This is a genomic window from Pseudonocardia sp. (assembly GCF_050250275.1).
GTDB lineage: Bacteria > Actinomycetota > Actinomycetes > Mycobacteriales > Pseudonocardiaceae > Pseudonocardia.
The window spans coordinates 95,395-112,119 of record NZ_JBFWOY010000006.1 but is presented as its reverse complement, the minus strand read 5'-3'; the positions used below and the strand labels follow the sequence as shown (position 1 = coordinate 112,119).

The 16,725-nt window shown below is 75.3% G+C and carries 11 protein-coding genes; 8 read left to right on the top strand and 3 right to left on the bottom strand.

The window, feature by feature from the left end:
• Nucleotide 1 precedes the first annotated feature (1 nt).
• Nucleotides 2-5,143, top strand: a complete 5,142-nt coding sequence (locus AB7F12_RS08230; protein ID WP_428501738.1) for an ATP-binding protein — start codon at nt 2-4, stop codon at nt 5,141-5,143.
• Nucleotides 5,144-5,148: 5 nt separating this feature from the next.
• Here AB7F12_RS08230 and AB7F12_RS08225 read toward each other — a convergent pair whose 3' ends face one another.
• Entirely contained in the window at nt 5,149-6,330 is a 1,182-nt protein-coding gene (locus AB7F12_RS08225) for an acyltransferase (protein WP_428501739.1), read from the bottom strand.
• A 286-nt stretch (nt 6,331-6,616) separates the two neighbouring features.
• Between AB7F12_RS08225 and AB7F12_RS08220 the strand changes: the two genes are divergently transcribed.
• The 4 genes from AB7F12_RS08220 (at nt 6,617) to AB7F12_RS08205 (ending at nt 10,595) form a co-directional block, all read left to right on the top strand.
• The gene (locus AB7F12_RS08220; RefSeq protein ID WP_428516432.1) at nt 6,617-7,609 is read left to right on the top strand and encodes a GAF domain-containing protein; all 993 of its coding nucleotides are present in this window, start codon (nt 6,617-6,619) and stop codon (nt 7,607-7,609) included.
• Nucleotides 7,610-7,966: 357 nt separating this feature from the next.
• Nucleotides 7,967-8,974 (top strand): ABC transporter substrate-binding protein, encoded by a 1,008-nt coding sequence (locus AB7F12_RS08215; RefSeq protein ID WP_428501741.1) that lies wholly within the window; start codon nt 7,967-7,969, stop codon nt 8,972-8,974.
• Nucleotides 8,938-9,807 (top strand): ABC transporter permease, encoded by an 870-nt coding sequence (locus AB7F12_RS08210; RefSeq protein ID WP_428516434.1) that lies wholly within the window; start codon nt 8,938-8,940, stop codon nt 9,805-9,807. The genes AB7F12_RS08215 and AB7F12_RS08210 overlap by 37 nt, the downstream gene beginning before the upstream one ends.
• A gap of 47 nt (nt 9,808-9,854) precedes the next feature.
• Nucleotides 9,855-10,595 carry an ABC transporter ATP-binding protein gene (locus tag AB7F12_RS08205; RefSeq protein WP_428501743.1) on the top strand — a complete coding sequence of 247 codons (741 nt, stop codon included), beginning with the start codon at nt 9,855-9,857 and terminating at the stop codon, nt 10,593-10,595.
• A gap of 88 nt (nt 10,596-10,683) precedes the next feature.
• Here AB7F12_RS08205 and AB7F12_RS08200 read toward each other — a convergent pair whose 3' ends face one another.
• Nucleotides 10,684-11,607: an IniB N-terminal domain-containing protein gene (locus tag AB7F12_RS08200; RefSeq protein WP_428501744.1), complete on the bottom strand. Its 924-nt coding sequence runs from the start codon at nt 11,605-11,607 to the stop codon at nt 10,684-10,686.
• Between the two features lie 725 nt (nt 11,608-12,332).
• Between AB7F12_RS08200 and cbiE the strand changes: the two genes are divergently transcribed.
• Genes cbiE through AB7F12_RS08185 form a run of 3 tightly spaced genes read left to right on the top strand, consistent with a single transcriptional unit; the run spans nt 12,333 to nt 15,057 of the window.
• Nucleotides 12,333-13,559: a precorrin-6y C5,15-methyltransferase (decarboxylating) subunit CbiE gene (cbiE, locus tag AB7F12_RS08195; RefSeq protein WP_428501745.1), complete on the top strand. Its 1,227-nt coding sequence runs from the start codon at nt 12,333-12,335 to the stop codon at nt 13,557-13,559.
• Nucleotides 13,556-14,299 carry a precorrin-4 C(11)-methyltransferase gene (cobM, locus tag AB7F12_RS08190; protein ID WP_428501746.1) on the top strand — a complete coding sequence of 248 codons (744 nt, stop codon included), beginning with the start codon at nt 13,556-13,558 and terminating at the stop codon, nt 14,297-14,299. The genes cbiE and cobM overlap by 4 nt, the downstream gene beginning before the upstream one ends.
• Nucleotides 14,287-15,057, top strand: a complete 771-nt coding sequence (locus AB7F12_RS08185) for a cobalt-precorrin-6A reductase (RefSeq protein ID WP_428501747.1) — start codon at nt 14,287-14,289, stop codon at nt 15,055-15,057. Before cobM ends, AB7F12_RS08185 begins: the two co-directional genes overlap by 13 nt.
• A 134-nt stretch (nt 15,058-15,191) precedes the next feature.
• Here the strand turns inward: AB7F12_RS08185 and AB7F12_RS08180 are convergent, their stop codons facing one another.
• Nucleotides 15,192-16,724, bottom strand: a complete 1,533-nt coding sequence (locus tag AB7F12_RS08180) for a precorrin-2 C(20)-methyltransferase (RefSeq protein ID WP_428502208.1) — start codon at nt 16,722-16,724, stop codon at nt 15,192-15,194.
• Between the last annotated feature and the right edge of the window lies 1 nt (nt 16,725).

The window sequence follows — 16,725 nt, the reverse complement described above, 5'->3', positions numbered from 1 at the left end:
CGTGGACGAGCGCGAGACCGACCCGTCGCGGCCCGCCCGCGAGCACCACGCCGGACACGAGCTGCCCCCGTTCCGGATGACCGGAGGGACGTTGGGGCGCAACGTGTCCGCCCGCCGTCCGGACACGCGCGGCGACTCCGGGACCGGCCGGGCCGACCCCGACGCCACCACCGCCGTCACCGTGACCGACGTGCTGACCACCACCGCGCCACCCGCCCGCGGCTGGGAGTCGCCCACCGTCGCGCTGCCCACCGGCATCTCCTGGACCCGGCCCGCGCCCGAACCCGCCGCGCCCGGGCCGCCCGCCGACACCGCGCCCGGCCGCGGCGCCCAGCCGTGGCTGCTCGCCGGCTACTGGGTGCTGCTCGTCGCGTGCGGACTGCTGTCGCTGGTGTGGCTCGTCGTCGGCGCCGTCGTCGGGATCGCCGCCACCGCACCCGGGTTCGCCGCGTCGCTCGGCGGATCCGCCGCCGCCGGGAACAGCTGGGCCGCCGGAGTCCTCGCCGCCCTCGGGCACAGCGAACCCGGCGCGCAGGCACTGCTCGACTACACCCTGAGCGCGATCTCCCTGGGCCTCGCCGTCGCCATGTCGATCCGCGCACCCGCCGGCGGGCGCACCTGGTCGTCGCGGCTGCTCGTGCTCGCGCTCGTGGGATCCGCGGGCGCGTTCAACCTCCAGGCCCACGCCGCCGCCTCGGCCGTCGAGACCGCGACCGGCCTGCAGATCGGTGAGCTGCACCAGGTCCTGCTGCACGGTGTCGCCTGCGCCGCCTACATCGTCGCGCTCCTCGTGTTCCCACCCGGCTCCGACGAGGAGCCCGACGGCACCCGCCGCCGCCCCGGGCTGGTCACCGTCGGCGTCGCCGCGGTCACCCTGCTCGCCGCCGGGTTCGGCACCGCGCTGCTCCCACACACCGTGAGCTGCGTGCTGTTCTTCGGGTTCCTCGTCCCGGCCGCCGGGCTGATCGCGTTGCCGCGCAGGGTCCGCCGCGGGTCCAGCGACGTCCAACGCACCCAGGCCCGGCTGCTGTTCAGCGTCCTGCTCGCCGCCGGCGCGGTCACCGTCGTCCTCGCCGCCGTCAGCTTCCTCGTCTGGGGCCTCGGCTGGAACGGGCTCACCCTCACCGACCCCACCGCAGGCGGCTCCGGCGACCTCCCGCTCGCGCTGCTGTTCTGGTTCTCCCGCGTCGCCTGCATCGCCGTCGCCGCCGCCGTGCTCGTCGCCGTGCGCAGCAACGACCTCCAGAACGCCGAGCGCCGCTTCAGCCGCGGCCTCGTCGTCGCCGTCGACACCGCGGTCATCGGCGGGCTCTACGTCGTCGTGCACACCGCGCTGGCCCTGTTCCTGCCCGACTCCGTGGCCGAGCCCGTCTCCGCCGTCGCCGCGTGCGCCGTCGCCGCGATCGCGTTCCTCCCCGTCCACACCCTCGCCGAACAGGTCGTCGACCGGCTCCTCTACGGCACCCGGCCCACCCCCTACAGCGTCCTCGCCGGGATCGCCGCGCTGTCCCGGTCCACCGTGGCCGACGCGCCCGACCTGGCCCGCGTCGCCGAGGCCGTCGGCCGTGGGCTCGGCGCGTCCACGTGCCGGCTGACCGTCGTGCGTCCCGGGCTGCGCGACCGCACCTACGTCTGGTCCGAACCCGGCGGCCACGTCTCCGACGAGCTCACCGAGGTCGCCGTCCGCCACGGCGAGGAACGCATCGGCACCATCGCCGTGGACCGCGCCGCCGTCGCCGGGCTCGGCCCGCAGCGTCAGAACCTGCTCACCGACATCGCCGACAGCCTCGGTGCCGTCCTCCAGGCCAGCCGCTACGGCATCGAGCTGGAACGCCAGCTGCGCGCGGCGCTCGCCCACGCCGGGGAGATCGCGGTGTCGCGGCGCGCCGCCGTCGCCGAGATGGACGGCGAACGCCGCCGCATCGAACGCGACCTCCACGACGGCGCCCAGCACCACCTCGTGTCGCTGCGGCTGGTCATGGGCCTGGTCGAGCACCTGGTGAAGACGGGCAAGTACGACCAGGCCCGGGAACGGCTCGTGCAGGTAGTCGAGCAGATCGGCAACGCCGAGTCCATCCTCGCCGAGACCGCCACCGGTGTCGTGTCGCCGCTGCTGTCCGAGCACGGTCTCGCCGGTGGACTCGCACGCGAGCTCGACGGCGGCGCCTCACCGGTCACCGTCGACGCTCCCGGCCTCACCGGTGTCCGGTTCCCCGCCGACGTCGAGGCCGCCGTCTGGTTCTGCTGCCTCGAAGCCGTCAACAACGCCCGCAAGTACGCGGGCGGGGCACCGGTGACGGTGCGCCTCGTCGTCCAGGGCGGGCTGCTGCGGTTCCGGGTGCGCGACGAGGGCCCCGGCTTCGACCAGGCCTCGCTCGGTCAGGGCCCCAACCGCGGGATGCGCAACCTGTCGGCGCGCATCACCTCCGTCGGCGGCCGCATCGACGTGCACTCCCGCCCGGGGGAGGGGACGACCGTCGAGGGTTCGGTCCCGGTCCCGTCCCACCACGAGGAGACGATGCCGCTCGACGCCGCCCAGGCCGCGGCGTGGGGTCTCGGTACGCGGGCGGCCGCTCCCGGTGCGCCGCAGGGGGTCGAGGGCGCGCGGACCGGGCCGCCCACCGGTCCGGGCCCGACCGCCGCCGGTGCCGCCGGCGCTGTGGGTGCCGCCGGCGCTGTGGGTTCGGGGGTGGCCGGGGCGGTCGCCGGTGCCACGGCGCTGCGCCACGGCGGGGCCACGGACGTGGCGGGGCGCGCCGAGCCGCCCGTCGCGGTGAGGGGACCGTCGCCGGACGCCGAGCCCCCTGCCGACGCGCCGGTTGCGGACGACCGCGACGGGACCGACCGCGACGGGACCGGCCTCGGCGGGACCGGCCTCGGCGAGGACCGGCCCGGCGATGACCGGCCCGGCGATGACCGGCCCGGCGAGGACCCTCCCGGCGAGGACCTGCCCGCCGACAGCACGCCTGTCCGAGCCGGGCCCGTCGGTGTCGGGCCTGCCGAGGACGTCGCTGCCGGGCACGGCATGTGGAAGTCGGTGCCACGCCACGACGAGGAGGACGAGGAGCTCACGCAGACCCCGGACGCGACCGGCGGGGTCGGCGGGGGGCAGGTACCCGCGCCGTCCTACGACGCCGCCGACGACCCGGAACGGTTCGACGTGGGCACGGCGGACGAGCCTCCCGCGACCCGGCAGGAGGACGGGGCCGACCCCGGGTTCGGCTCGGGCGCACCGCAACCGGGTGGGCGGCACGCGCTGGACGACCGCGGCCCGGGCGCCCCCGAGCCCGGCGCGACCGCCGCCCCGGACGGGCCGGACACGCCTGTGCCTGCCGCCGCGGCGGCGCGGCACGCGGCCGACCCCGAGCCGTCCGCCGCCGACGGCGCACCGGATGTGGCCGTCCGGCAGGCCCCGGACCCCGTGGCGACCGGCCCGATCCCCGTCGTCACCGCCGGTGCCGAAGCCGGTGCCGAAGCCGGTGCCGAAGTCGCTGCTGGTGCTGCGGCCGGCGCTGCACCCGGTGTCGGCGATGCAGCCGGTGCCGGTCGGGCGGCCCTGCCCCACCCGGTCGAGACAACACCCGTGGAGCCGGACCGGGCAGGGTCGGACCGGGCAGGGTCGGACCGGGCAGAGGCAGCCCCGGCGCAGGTGGACCGGACAGAAGCGGGCCCGGCGGAGGCCCCGGCCGGGCCGGTGGTCGTGGAGCCGGGCGTCGTCCTCACGAGCGCGCCTCCCGCCCCGCGGGTCACGCCCGTCGTGCCTGCCCCGCCGGTCACACCCGTCGGGCCTGCCCCGCCCGTCGTGCCCGTCGGCGGCGCGCGCCGCCGCGCGACCTCGGACGGGCGGCTGGTCGGCCGCGTCCGGGCGGTGCTCGCCGTCGCCGGCGAGTGCTACGCGGGTTCCCCGCACGCCGCGCGGCTGGCCTCGCTGGCAGCACGCCTCGACGAGCCCCTGCGCATCGCGTTCGCCGGGCCGCCGGGGATAGGGACGTCGACACTCGTCGAGGCGGTCCTGGGCCGCCCCGGCGGGCCGGTGCCGCCCCCACCGACCCGGGTCCCGGTCTGGTGGCGCCATGGCGGACCGGTGGCGCTGGCCGTCGACACCGCGGGCGGTGCGGCGCCCTACGGCGGTCCCTGGCCGCCCGACCCGGCGGCACCGCTGGACCGGATCGAGCTGCACACCACCGACCCGCTGCTCGCCGAGGCGACGATCATCGACGCGCCCGGGCTGGGCACGGACGGGCGGACCGAGACGGTGCTCGACCCCGGCGACCCGGTGCCCGACGCCCTCGTCCTGTTGCTGACCCCCGCCCAGGGTTCGGCGTCGGCCTTCGCGACGTTGCACTCCGGCGCCGTGGCGCACGCGCGGGCCAACGCGCTCGGGGTCCTCGCCCGCACCGACGAGCTGCCCGGTGGGCTCGACCCGGCGATCGCCCAGCGTGCGGCGGCCGAGCTGGCGGGGCGTTCGGACGTGCGGCGGCTGTGCCGGACCGTGCTGCCCGTGTCCGGGGGCCTGGCGCGCGCGGCGACGGCGCTGACCCCGGCGGAGATCGACGCTCTCGCCCGGGGTGCCGTGGTCGACCCGGGCCTGGCGGCGCGCCTGGGCCCGGCGGGTCTGGGCGCGGCGGCCAACCTGGCCCGGCACGCGCCCGACACGGGGGCGGTCGTCGCCGGGCTGCTGGCCCGCAGCGGGGTCGGGCGGCTGCGTGAGCTGATCGCGGCGCGGTTCGTCGGGCGCTCGGAGATCCTGGTCGCCCGGTCGGTGCTGCAGCGTCTGGAACTGCTGGTGCGCACCGACCCGCCCGCGGACGCCCGGCGCCTGCAGTACGAGCTGGAACGGGTCCGCACGGGCGCCCACGAGCTGGCCGAGACCGATCTGCTCGACGAGCTGCTCGCCGGCACCGTCGTGCTCCCGCCCGCGGAGGTCGCGGCCGCCGAGCAGCTGCTGGGGATGGCGGGTCCGTCGCCCGCGGCGCGGCTCGGGTTGCCGCCCGACGCCGGCCCGGCCGCGGTGGGCGCGGCCGCGGCGGAACGGCTCGCGTACTGGCAGCGGGCGGGCTCGCACCCGGCGTCGTCGCAGGCGGTGCGGGCGGTCGCGGCGGTGCTGGTGCGCACGTGCGAGCAGCTCGTCGCGACGGCCTGACCGGCCTACGCGGTGCGCCGCGTCTCCGGCTGCGGGAGGCCGGTCGTCGTGACCCCGGCGGGGTGGTCGGCGGGCACGACGGCCGGGCGGGGCCTGCGCCGGGGTTTGCCGGTCAGTGCGAGCCGCAGCGGTGTCCGCCGCACGATCTCGACGAACGTCAGCGCCGCGACGATGGTGACGGCGTAGGTCACCACGGTCTCCCACGGCCGCTGCAGGCGGGCGGCGGGCGCGTCCGGCACGGTCGTGAGCAGCCACAGGATCGCGGGGTGGACGAGGAACACGCCGAAGGAGCGGGCGGCCGCGGCCTCGACGAACCGCGAGCCCCGCCAGCGGTCGCGGCGGTCGGCCCACACCGCGCCGACGCCCCATACGGCGGCCACGATCGACACCGTCCACGGGACGATGATCGGCTGGAACACGTCGGCGGCGAACTGGGCGGTGGCGCCCGTCGCCACCGAGTGCCGGTACCAGAGCTCGACGGCCGCCCCGGTGAGGAGCGGTGCGAGGAACACCAGCGGCAGGTGGGTGCGGATCCAGGCGTCGACGGCAGCGAGGTTCATCGCGACGACCCCACCGAACACGACGAAGAACTGGTAACTGACCAGCAGCGACGTCGCGTACGGCAGGACGGCCGCCTCGGCGGGCGAGGGCGAGGGGACGTGCAGCCACAGGTCGGTGGCGACCTGCAGCACTGCACTCGCGGCCAGCACCGGCAGGTGGTGGCCCCGGGTGGCCCGCAGCAGCACCCGGAACAGCGGGAACACCAGGTAGAACTGCAGCGCCACCAGCAGGAAGTACAGGTGGTACCAGGCGGTGCCTGTGAGCAGGGCGTGGCCGAACGCGCGCAGCGCCGCATCCGCGGGTAGCGGGGCCGTCGACAGCCCGAGGCACGTGTAGATCGCCGACCACACGACGTAGGGGACGCCGACCAGCAGGAACCGGCGCCGCCAGAACCGCAGCGGGCCGGGCCGCTCGTCGCGATGGCGGTGGGTGAGCACGAACGCGGTGAGCGCGAAGAACGCCTCCCGGGTGAAGTGCAGCAGGACGACGAACCTGCCGGCGGCGACGCTGTCGAGGGGGGCCGTCGTCGAGATCGTGTGGACGGCGATCACGCACGCGAAGGTGACGACCCGGACGAGGTTGACCGGGTACAGGTGGGGGGTGCGCGCCGGCGCCGCGTCGGTCACCGCGCGTGACCCGGGGTGGGTTGCGGGTGTCGTGCGCGGCGGGTGGGATCGGGGAGCCTGCTGGGCACGGGTCCGGAGGGTGGCCCGTCGAGCTGTGGGGGAGCTGTGAGTCGCCTGAGAGGTCCCCGTCGTCCCGGCGCGTTCGTGGACGATGCGGTCATCGGGCGAGCACACTACCCCGATCGGTAGGTCACCGATGGTCCCTGTCGGGGGTGTCGGTGACCGATGGTTGACTGCCGCGCACACGACGTGCCCGACGTGGCACGGTCGGCGGAAGGACGGTGCAGTGCTCGCGAACGACCCCACCCTCATCGGTCTCGCACTTCAGGTGGGCCGGACGCGAACAGCGCAGCTCGACGTCGGCGCGCTGGTCTCGGGGGTGTGCGGGGCCCTGCCGATGGCGGTGGGGGTGGCGGGCGCGGTGATCGTGTTCACGCGCGCCCCGGATCCGTTGTCCGGCCCGGTGTTCGCCTCCGACCCGGCGGCGACGCGGCTCGGCGAGCTCCAGCACCGGCGCGCGGCAGGCCCGGTCCAGGAGGCGATCGCGACGGGCTGTGTCGTCCTCACCGCCGACCTGACCCGGTCGGACTCGGTGGAGGTCGCGGCGGTCGCGGCCGAGACCGGGCTGGCCAGTGCGGTCACCGTCCCGCTCGTCCTCGATGGCCGTACCGTCGCCGCGGTGCAGCTGCTGGGCACCGGGTTCCGGCCCGTGCCGGGGGAGCTCGCGGAGACGGTCAGGCCGTTGATGGAGGCACTGGCGGCGCGGCTGTCGGACGCGTCCGGCTTCAGCCGGCTCAGCGCGGCGGTCGCCCGGTCGACGGCCGCCCTGGAGTCGGGTCTGCCGCTCGCCCACGCGACGGGGATCCTCGCCGAGCGCTACCGCACCGACGTCGAGGAGGCCGGGCGGTTCCTCGCGGGTGCGGCGGCCCGCGCGGCGCTGCCGGTCGAGGCGCACGCCGCCGCGGTGGTCGCCGAGGTGGGTCGCCGTGACGGGACCGTGCGCCGCGAGGTGCCGCCGCGCGACACGTCGGCCCCGGTGACCGGGGAGGTGCCGGTGCCGCGGGACGCGCCCACGGGGCGCCGGCACCGCCGCGACGACGCCGGTCCGCTCGCCTGGCTCGCCGGTGACCTCCCGCTGCCGCGGCACTCGCGGGCCCGGCGTGAGCCGCGGGTGCCGCGGCGCCCCGAGCACGGTGAGGCCCGCGCCGCGACCGACGCCGACCAGGACGGCGACGGCGGCCCCGGCACGCCGCGTCACCGGCGCGCCGACATCTCCTGAGCCCCGACGCGGGCGCCCGGCCCCGCCCGGGCGGTTCCGCGACCTGCCGACGGCGCCCGGGTCGCCCGCCGGCGGTGCGACGCGTCGGCACCGCTGTCCCGGCGGCCCGCGACGACGGGGAGGTCGCGCTCGTCCGGCGGCGGCGCAGCGACGTGCGCCACTCGGGTGGCAGCGTGCCCGGGGCGACACGTATCGTCGTCGCGACCCGCGGGAGCACTCACGATCCGAGGCTGAGAGGGCGGCAGGACCGGCCGTCGACCGTTCGCACCTGACCCGGTTAGCACCGGCGTAGGGAGGACGACGACTGTGCGTACTCACGTGCCCGTTCCACGACGTTCGCGTCGGTACCGGTTCCCGGTGGTGGTGATCGCCGCGCTCGCGCTGGTGCTCGCGGCCTGCTCGGGTTCCTCCGGCGGCCCGGGCGCCACCGGCGCCACGACGGTCCGGCTCGCGCTGGACTGGACGCCCAACACCAACCACACCGGGCTGTTCGTCGCCCAGGAGCAGGGCTGGTTCCGCGACGCCGGCCTCGACGTGCAGATCCTGCCGTACAACAGCACGTCGCCCGACACGCTCGTCGGATCCGGGGCGGCCGAGTTCGGGATCGGCTTCCAGAACTCGTTCACCTTCTCCAAGGCGGCGGGCGCCGACATCGTGTCGGTCATGGCGATCCTGCAGCACTGGGGTTCCGGGATCGCGGTGCGCGCCGACCGCACCGACATCGCCTCGCCCAAGGACCTCGACGGCAAGACCTACGGCGGCTTCGGCGACCCCGGTGAGGTCCCGAAGATGGCGGCGGTCATCAAGGACGCGGGCGGGCGGGGCACGTTCGACACCGTGGTCCTCGGGACGTCGGCGTACGAGGCGCTGTACTCGGGGCAGGTCGACTTCACCGAGCCGTTCACGGCGTGGGAGGGCATCGAGGCCGAGCTGCGCGGCGAGCCGCTGAAGACGTTCGCCTACACCGACTACGGCTTCCCCGACGCCTACGGCGTGCTGCTGGAGGGCAACGGTGCCTGGCTGGCGGCGCATCCCGACGTGGCGACGAGGTTCGTGCAGGCGGTGCAGCGGGGCTACCAGTTCGCGGCCGACGACCCCGCCGCGGCCGGGAGGATGCTCAGCGACGCCAACCCGGGGGCGTTCGCCGAGCCCGAGCTCGTCGACCGCAGTCAGCAGCTGCTGGCCGCCTCCTTCATGAAGGACGCGAACGGCCGCGTCGGCACGCAGACCGCCGCACAGTGGGCGGGTTTCTCCGGGTTCCTCTTCGACGCCGGCGTCCTCGTCGACTCCGCGGGGAAGCCGCTCACGGCCCGCCCCGACTTCTCGACGTGGTTCACCGACCGCTACCTGGGAGCGACGTCCTGAGTACCGGGTTCGCCGCCCGCTCCGTCACCCACGACCCGGGCGTCCCCGCCGGGCCGGTGGCCCGCCGGGGCGGGCGGTGGCGCCGGGTGGTGCCGCCGCTGGTCGTGGTCGCCGCCCTGGTCGCGATCTGGCAGTGGGCGGTGACGGCGTTCGACGTCCGGCCCCAGGTGCTGCCGTCGCCGCTGCGGGTGGTGGAGCAGGGGTGGCTGTTCCGGGAGGCGCTGTGGGCCAACACGGTGCCGACGGTGCAGGTCACCGCCGTGGGCTTCGCCGTGTCCCTGGCCGTGGCGTGGGTGCTGGCGGTCGTCGTCGACTTCTCGCCCTGGTTACGACGCGCGCTGCTGCCGCTGCTCGTGGCGTCGCAGACGATCCCGATCATCGCGATCGCGCCGCTGCTGATCATCTGGTTCGGCTTCGGGCTGCTGCCCAAGGTCGTCGTCATCGCGCTGGTGACCTTCTTCCCCGTCGCGATCGGGCTGGTCGAGGGCTTCTCCTCCGCCGACCGGGAGGCGTCGAACCTGGTGCGCAGCATGGGGGCGGGGCGCTGGAAGGAGTTCCGCTACCTGCGGCTGCCCGCGGCGATGCCGTCGTTCTTCACCTCGCTGCGGATCGGCATCACCTACGCCGTGACGGGCGCGGTCTTCGCGGAGTACGTCGGGGCCCGCGCGGGGCTCGGGATCTTCATGAACCTGCAGAAGAACTCGTTCCGCACCGACCTGGTGCTCGCCGCGGTCCTCGTGACGGCCGCGATCAGCGTCGCGCTGTTCGGGCTGACGTTCCTCCTGCAGCGGCTGGTGATGCCGTGGTACGCGGCGGAGCGCCGCCGTGGGTGAGTCGCCGTCGTGGGTGAGCGCCGTCGTGGGTGAGTGCGGTCGTGGGGGTGAGCGCGCCCGTGCGTGAGGTCCGGGTCGAGGGTGTGGCCAAGCGGTTCGGGGACCGCGAGGTCCTCGACGACGTGTCCCTGCACGCCGGGCCCGGCGAACTGGTGTCGGTCATCGGGCCGAGCGGCTGCGGCAAGAGCACCCTGTTCGCCGTGCTCGCGGGCCTGGTGGCGCCCGACCGGGGCGTGGTGTCCGTCGACGGCGGTCCGGCCACCGGCGCGCAGTTCGGCTACATGCCGCAGAAGGATCTGCTGTTCCCGTGGCGGACCGTGCTCGACAACGCCGCGCTCGGCCTGGAGATCGCGGGGATGGGCAGGCGGGAGGCGCGCAGGAGGGCCGAGCCGCTGTTCGAGCCGTTCGGTCTCGCCGGGTTCGAGACGTCCAGGCCGTTCGAGCTGTCGGGAGGCATGCGGCAACGTGCCGCGCTGTTGCGGACGGTGGTGCAGGACCGCGACGTCCTGCTCCTCGACGAGCCGTTCGGTGCGCTGGACTCCTTGACCCGTACCGGGATGCAGGAGTGGCTGGAGGGGATGCGGTCGCGTTTCGGCTGGACCGTCCTGCTCATCACCCACGACATCCGCGAAGCCGTCTTCCTGTCCGATCGGGTCGTCGTGCTGGGGCCGCGACCGGCCCGGGTGCGGGCGGTCGTCGAGATCGACCTGCCCCGCCCGCGTGAGCTCGCCTCCGCCGCGGCGGCCGCCCACGAGGCGCAGCTCCTGGGGCTGCTGCGCTCCGGGTGAGCACCGGTCGCCACCGCTGAACGGCCGAGGGCCCGGCCCCCGCGGGAGCGGGGCCGGGCCCGGGCCCTTGCGGGTGGTGCGGCGCGGATCAGACCAGCGGGATGTCGGTGGCGATGGCGCCGTGGTCGGCGGTGACGGCGTGGCTGTCCTCGGTGTGCAGGTGCGTGGTGGTGCTGTGGTCGTCGGTCAGCGTGGCGTCGTTGTGCGAGAACAGGTCGTTGTTCGAGTCGGTCGTCGCGTGGCTGTCCGTCGTGCTGTGGTCGTCGACGGTGCTGGTGTTGTGGCCCGAGTCGCTGTGGGTGCTCGAGTCGGTGTGGTTGTTGCTGTTGGTCTGGCTGGCGTTGCCGCCGTCGTTCGCGACCGAGCCCGAGCCGAAGTTGGTCAGGGAGTCGTGGCTGTCGGTGTGGTCGCCGCCGGTGCCGGCGCCGATGACGCCGCCGTCGGTGGCCGAGGCGCCGTGGTTGTTGACCGCGGAGCCGCCGGCGCCGAAGTTGACGGCGCTGTCGGTGTTGCCCTCGGCGACCTGGTTCCCGGTGCCGGCCACGGCGCCGTCGCCGGTGGCGATGTTGCCGTTGTTGGTGCCGCCCACTGCCGCGGAGTGGTCACCGGTGGCGTTGACGTCGGTGACGTCGACGGGTGCGAAGACGTGGCCGCCGTGCGAGGCGTCGATGTCCTGGTGGATCGAGTTGTCGATCGTGGTCTCGCGGGCGTCGACCGAGACGTAGTTGTTGGTGATGTAGTTGTTCAGGTACTTGACCGCGGCCTCGTGGGGCGACTCGTGGCCGTGGTGCACGGGCGGGGGCGGGGGCAGGTGGCTGCCGTGGTCGTGGCCGCCCTTCCAGGAGTGCGACTCGTCGTCGTTGGCCAGTGCGATGGCGTCGTGGATGTCGTCGGCGCTCAGGTCGGACAGCCCACAGTTCGCGAGGTAGGCGGCGGGGTCGGCCTGGAAGGCGGCCTGCTCGGCCGGGTCGTTCAGCAGGCTCATCAGGAAGTCGAGAAGCGAGGTGCTCATGGGGTTCTCCGTTGTCCGGGTGGTTCTCGGATGTGTGGGTGCGTGCGTGGTGTGTGCGGGTGCTGCGTCCGCGGTGGTGCCGTGTCGCGTCCGGTCCGGGTGGGCCGGTGTTCGAGGCTGAACGTTAAGCACGGCCGGCCGGGCGGGGATCGGGGAACCGCCACAGTTCGTGCGCGGCGCCGAGACCCGATCCGGGCAGTGTCGGAATGGGGGCGGGGGCGCCGCCACGCTCATTTACCGGGTGGGGGCACGGAGGTCTTCCGGCAGCGGCGGCTGTCCGCTAGTGCGGATCTGACCTGCGTATTCGTCACGAAAGCGTCGTTGGCGAGCCCGTCGGGAACTGTCCGGATGAATTGTCCTTGGCTGTTCGCGCGATCCTCTTTTGAAACTGATTACGCAGTAGCCGGAAATGCTTGACCGCGTGACCGGTGTTGTCCGGTTGACGCGATACGCGAGATTGTCGCCCCATGGTCACGTGAGGGGGGTCGGAAGAATGTGGTATGTCGCTTCGGTGCCTACTCGAACAGGATTTCGGTACATATTCGGACAAGTGTCGTCATGGGTTCGGTATGGGAAGGTCTTGACCGGCCCCCGTCGATGCCCGCCTCGGTGGTGTCGGGACTCACGAACCGCACGCGGCGCGGGCGATTAGCGTTGCCTGCACACACGGCACGGTCGACCGGGAGGCACGGGCGACCGGGACGGTCACGACGAAAGGGACACGCATGGGCACCGGCGGGCGCGTCACGGTCGTCGGGATCGGTGCCGACGGCTGGCCCGGCCTCACCGCCGACGCCCGTGACGCCGTCGTGGCGGCCGATGTGGTCCTGGGCAGCCCCCGGCAGCTGCAGCTGCTCCCCGAATCCCTCACCGCCACCCCCCGGGCCTGGCCCAGCCCCCTGGTGCCGGCCCTGCCCGACCTGTTCGCCGAGCTCGCCGACCGCGCCGTGTGCGTCCTGGCCAGCGGCGACCCGATGTTCTTCGGCATCGGCGCCAGCCTCGCCCGGGTACTCGGGCCCGACCGGCTGCGCGTGCTCCCGGCGCCGTCGTCGGTGGCGCTGGCGTGCGCGCGCCTGGGCTGGCCCGCCGAGGAGGTCGACGTCGTGAGCGTCGTCGGACGCCCACTCGCCCGGATCCGGCGCGCCCTCGCTCCCGGCAGGCGGCTGATCGTGCTGTCCGCCGGGGCGGAGTCGCCCGCTGAGATCGCCGCCCTCCTCGACGCCGACGGCTGGGGTCCCAGCGCGCTCGCCCTGCTCGAACAGCTCGGCGGTCCGGGGGAGCGGCTGCTCGCCGGGCACGCGTCCGACTGGCCGCACCCGCCCGGTGACGCGCTCAACCTCGTCGCGGTCTCCTGCGAACCCGGCCCGGACGCGCGGGTCCTCGGCGAGACGGCCGGGTTGCCCGACGACGCCTACGACCACGACGGCCAGCTCACCAAGCGCGAGGTCCGGGCGGTCACGCTGGCGCTGCTCGGCCCGCGGGCCGGTGAGCTGCTGTGGGACGTCGGCGCCGGCGCGGGCAGCATCGCGATCGAGTGGATGCGGGCGCACCCGTCGTGCCGGGCCGTCGCCGTCGAGTCCCACCTGGACCGGGTCGCCGCGATCTCCCGCAACGCCGATGCGCTGGGCGTCCCGGGTCTGGAGGTCGTGTCCGGCAGGGCTCCCGAGGCGCTCGCCGACCTGCCCGCCCCGGACGCGGTGTTCATCGGCGGCGGCGTCACCGGCGACGGCGTGCTCGACGCCTGCCTCGCCGCGCTGCGACCCGGCGGGCGGCTCGTCGCCAACGCGGTGACCGTCGAGGCCGAAGGTGTCCTCGCCGCCGCCCACGCCCGCCTCGGCGGGACCCTGACCCGGCTGTCGGTCGCCCGTGCGGGTGCGGTCGGCGGCTTCACCGGCTGGCGTCCGGCGATGCCGGTGACGATCTGGAGCGTGACGATGAGCGTGAACCGGTGACCGTCCATTTCATCGGCGCCGGACCGGGCGCCCCCGACCTGTTGACGCTGCGTGGCCGCGACCTCATCGCCTCCTCGCCGGTGTGCATCTATGCGGGCAGCCTGGTGCCGCCGGAGATGCTCGGGTTCGCACCCGCGGGGGCCCGCCTGGTCGACAGCGCGCTGATGACCCTCGACGAGATCGTCGGCGAGATGGTCCGTGCCCACGCCCACGGCCTCGACGTCGCGCGCCTGGCCTCGGGCGACCCGTCGGTGTTCTCCGCGATGGCCGAGCAGATGCGCCGCCTCGACGCCCTCGACATCCCCTACGACGTGTGCCCGGGTGTGCCCGCCTACGCGGCCGCGGCCGCCGCGCTGCGCCGCGAGCTGACGGTCCCGACGGTCGCCCAGACCGTCACGCTCACCCGCATCGCCGCCCGCGCCACCCCGATGCCCGAGGGTGAGGGGATCGCGGAGCTCACCCGGGCCGCGGGTACCGTCGTCGCGCACCTCGCGGTGCACCGCATCGAGGAGGTCGTGAAGGAGCTCCTCGACGTCCACGGCCCCGACTGCCCGGCCGCCGTCGTCGCCCACGCGACCCGCGAGCACGAGATCGTGCTGCGCGGGCGCCTCGACGGCATCGCCGAGGCCGTGCGCGCGGCCGGCATCCAGCGGACGGCCGTCGTGATCGTCGGGCCCGCGCTCGCCGCAGAGCAGTTCCCCGACTCCCACCTCTACTCCGACGGGCGGTGTCGGTCCTGACGCCCCACCCCAGCACCCTGCTCGTCCTCGGCGGGACCGGGGAGGCCCGCCGGCTGGCGGGCGTGCTCGTCGGCACCCCGGGGATGCGGGTGGTGTCGTCGCTGGCGGGGCGGGTCAAGGCGCCGTCGCTGCCGCCGGGCGAGGTGCGCATCGGCGGCTTCGGCGGCACCGCCGGACTGGCGCAGTGGTTGCGCGACAACAGGGTCGACGCCGTCGTGGACGCCACCCACCCGTTCGCCGCCCGGATCACCGCCCACGCGGTGCGGGCGTGCGCGATGACCGCGACGCCGCTGCTGGTGCTCAGCCGCCCCGGCTGGACCGCGGGCCCCGGCGATCTGTGGCACTGGGTCCGTGACCTCGACGAGGCCGCCCGGCTGCTGCCGGATCTGGGCAGGCGCGTCTTCCTGACGACGGGCCGCCAGGAGGTCGCCGCGTTCGCCGACCTCGACCTGTGGTTCCTCGTCCGCTCCGTCGAGCCGCCCGACCCGCCCGTCCCGCGCCGGTGCGAGGTGCTGCTGGCCCGTGGCCCGTTCACCGTCGACGGGGAGCGGGACCTGCTCGAACGGCACCGCATCGACGTGCTCGTCACCAAGGACAGCGGCGGGATCATGACGGCGGCGAAGCTCACGGCGGCGCGTGACGTGCGGGTCCCCGTCGTGGTGCAGCGCCGCCCGCCGCTGCCCTCGGGGCCGGGCGTGGAGCGGGTCGAGACCGTCGAGGACGCGGCGGCCTGGGCCCAGCAGCTGCTGCACGGCTGACCCCGGCCGGACACCCCGCGCGCAACCTCACGGTCGTGCTCGGGCGCCGAGCGGACCGTGAGGTTGCGCGCGGCGGTTCGGGCGCAACCTCAGCGTCGTCGACGAGCGGCGGGACAGCAGGGAGGTTGCGCGCGTCAGGGGCCGTAGTGCCGCGGGGTGAACACGGTCGTCCCGGCGCCGCGGTGCACGACCCGCGTCGCCGACGACCCGACGATCACCAACGTCCGCATGTCGACGTCGTCGGGGTCCAGCTCGGCGAGCGTCGTCACGACGATCCGTTGTCCCGCACCGCCGACGTCACGGCCGAGGACGACGGGTGTGTCCCCGGCACGGTGTTCCAGCAGCACGTCGCGGGCCGCGCCGAGCTGCCACGGCCGGGCGTTGGAGCGCGGGTTGTAGATCGCGATGACGAGGTCGGCCGTCGCCGCGGCGACGAGCCGCGCGGTCACGACCTCCCACGGCTTGAGCCGGTCCGACAGCGAGATCAGCGCGTGGTCGTGCCCGAGCGGTGCCCCGACGGCGGCGGCGACGGCCTGCGCCGCGGACATCCCGGGCAGCACCCGCACGGGGACGTCGGAGTACTTCTGCTCGCTCGCGACCTCCAGCACCGCGGCGGCCATCGCGAACACCCCCGGGTCCCCGGCGGACACGACGACGACGCGACGGCCCGCGGCGGCGAGGTCGAGGGCGAGCGCGGCCCGTTCGGCCTCGACACGGTTGTCGGAGGCGTGCCGGGTCTGACGCGGGTTGGGCGCGACCCGGTCGAGGTAGGGGCCGTAGCCGACGAGGTCGTCGGCCTGGGCGAGCGCGGCGGCGGTCTGCGGGGTGAGCCAGTCGCGCCCGGCCGGGCCGGTCCCGACGACGACGACCTCGCCGGGCCCCGCGACGCGCGCCGGGTCCCCGGCGGGCGCCGCGGCGGTGTCCGCGGCGGCCTCCGCCGGCACGCTCGACGCCACCCGGCCCGGGACGATCGCGATCGAGAAGTACGGGACGTCGGCGGGGTCGACGTCGGCCAGCGCGGCGGTGCGTTCGCCGTCGGTGGTGGCGCGCTCGACGTAGTGCGCGTCGGCGAGGCGCCCGGCGTCGGCCAGGGCGCCGCGGACGGTGTCGAAGGTCCGGCCGAGCTTCATCACCGCCGCGGAGTCGGTCGCGGCGAGGCGGCGGGCCAGCTCGTCGCGCGGGAGCGTGCCGGGCAGGACGGTGAGCACCTCGTCGCGCTCCACCAGCGGCCGGCCCAGTGCCGCCGACGCCGCGCTCACCGACGTCACCCCCGGCACGACGACGGCCCGGAACCGCGGGGTCAGCCGCTTGTGCATGTGCATGTAGGAGCCGTAGAAGAGCGGGTCGCCCTCGGCGAGCAGCACGACGTCGCGGCCGGCGTCGAGGTGCGCGGCGAGGCGGGCGGCGGCGTCGGTGTAGAACGCGTCGATCGCGCCCTGGTAGCCGCCGGGATGGTCGGTGGCCTCCGTCGTGACGGGGTAGACCAGCGCCTCCTCGATCTGGTCGCCGCGCAGCCAGGGCTCGGCGATGCGCCGGGCGATCGACCGGCCGTGGCGTGCCGCGTGGTAGGCGACGACGTCGGCGCCGGCGATGAGCCGCGCCGCCTTCACCGTGACGAGTTCGGGGTCGCCGGGGCCGACGCCCACTCCGTACAACGTGCCGGGCACC

Bases quoted from the DNA above. Each gene is read 5' to 3' on its own strand.
- AB7F12_RS08200 (WP_428501744.1), bottom strand. From the start codon at position 11,607: ATGAGCACCTCGCTTCTCGACTTCCTGATGAGCCTGCTGAACGACCCG.
- cbiE (WP_428501745.1), top strand. From the start codon at position 12,333: ATGGGCACCGGCGGGCGCGTCACGGTCGTCGGGATCGGTGCCGACGGC.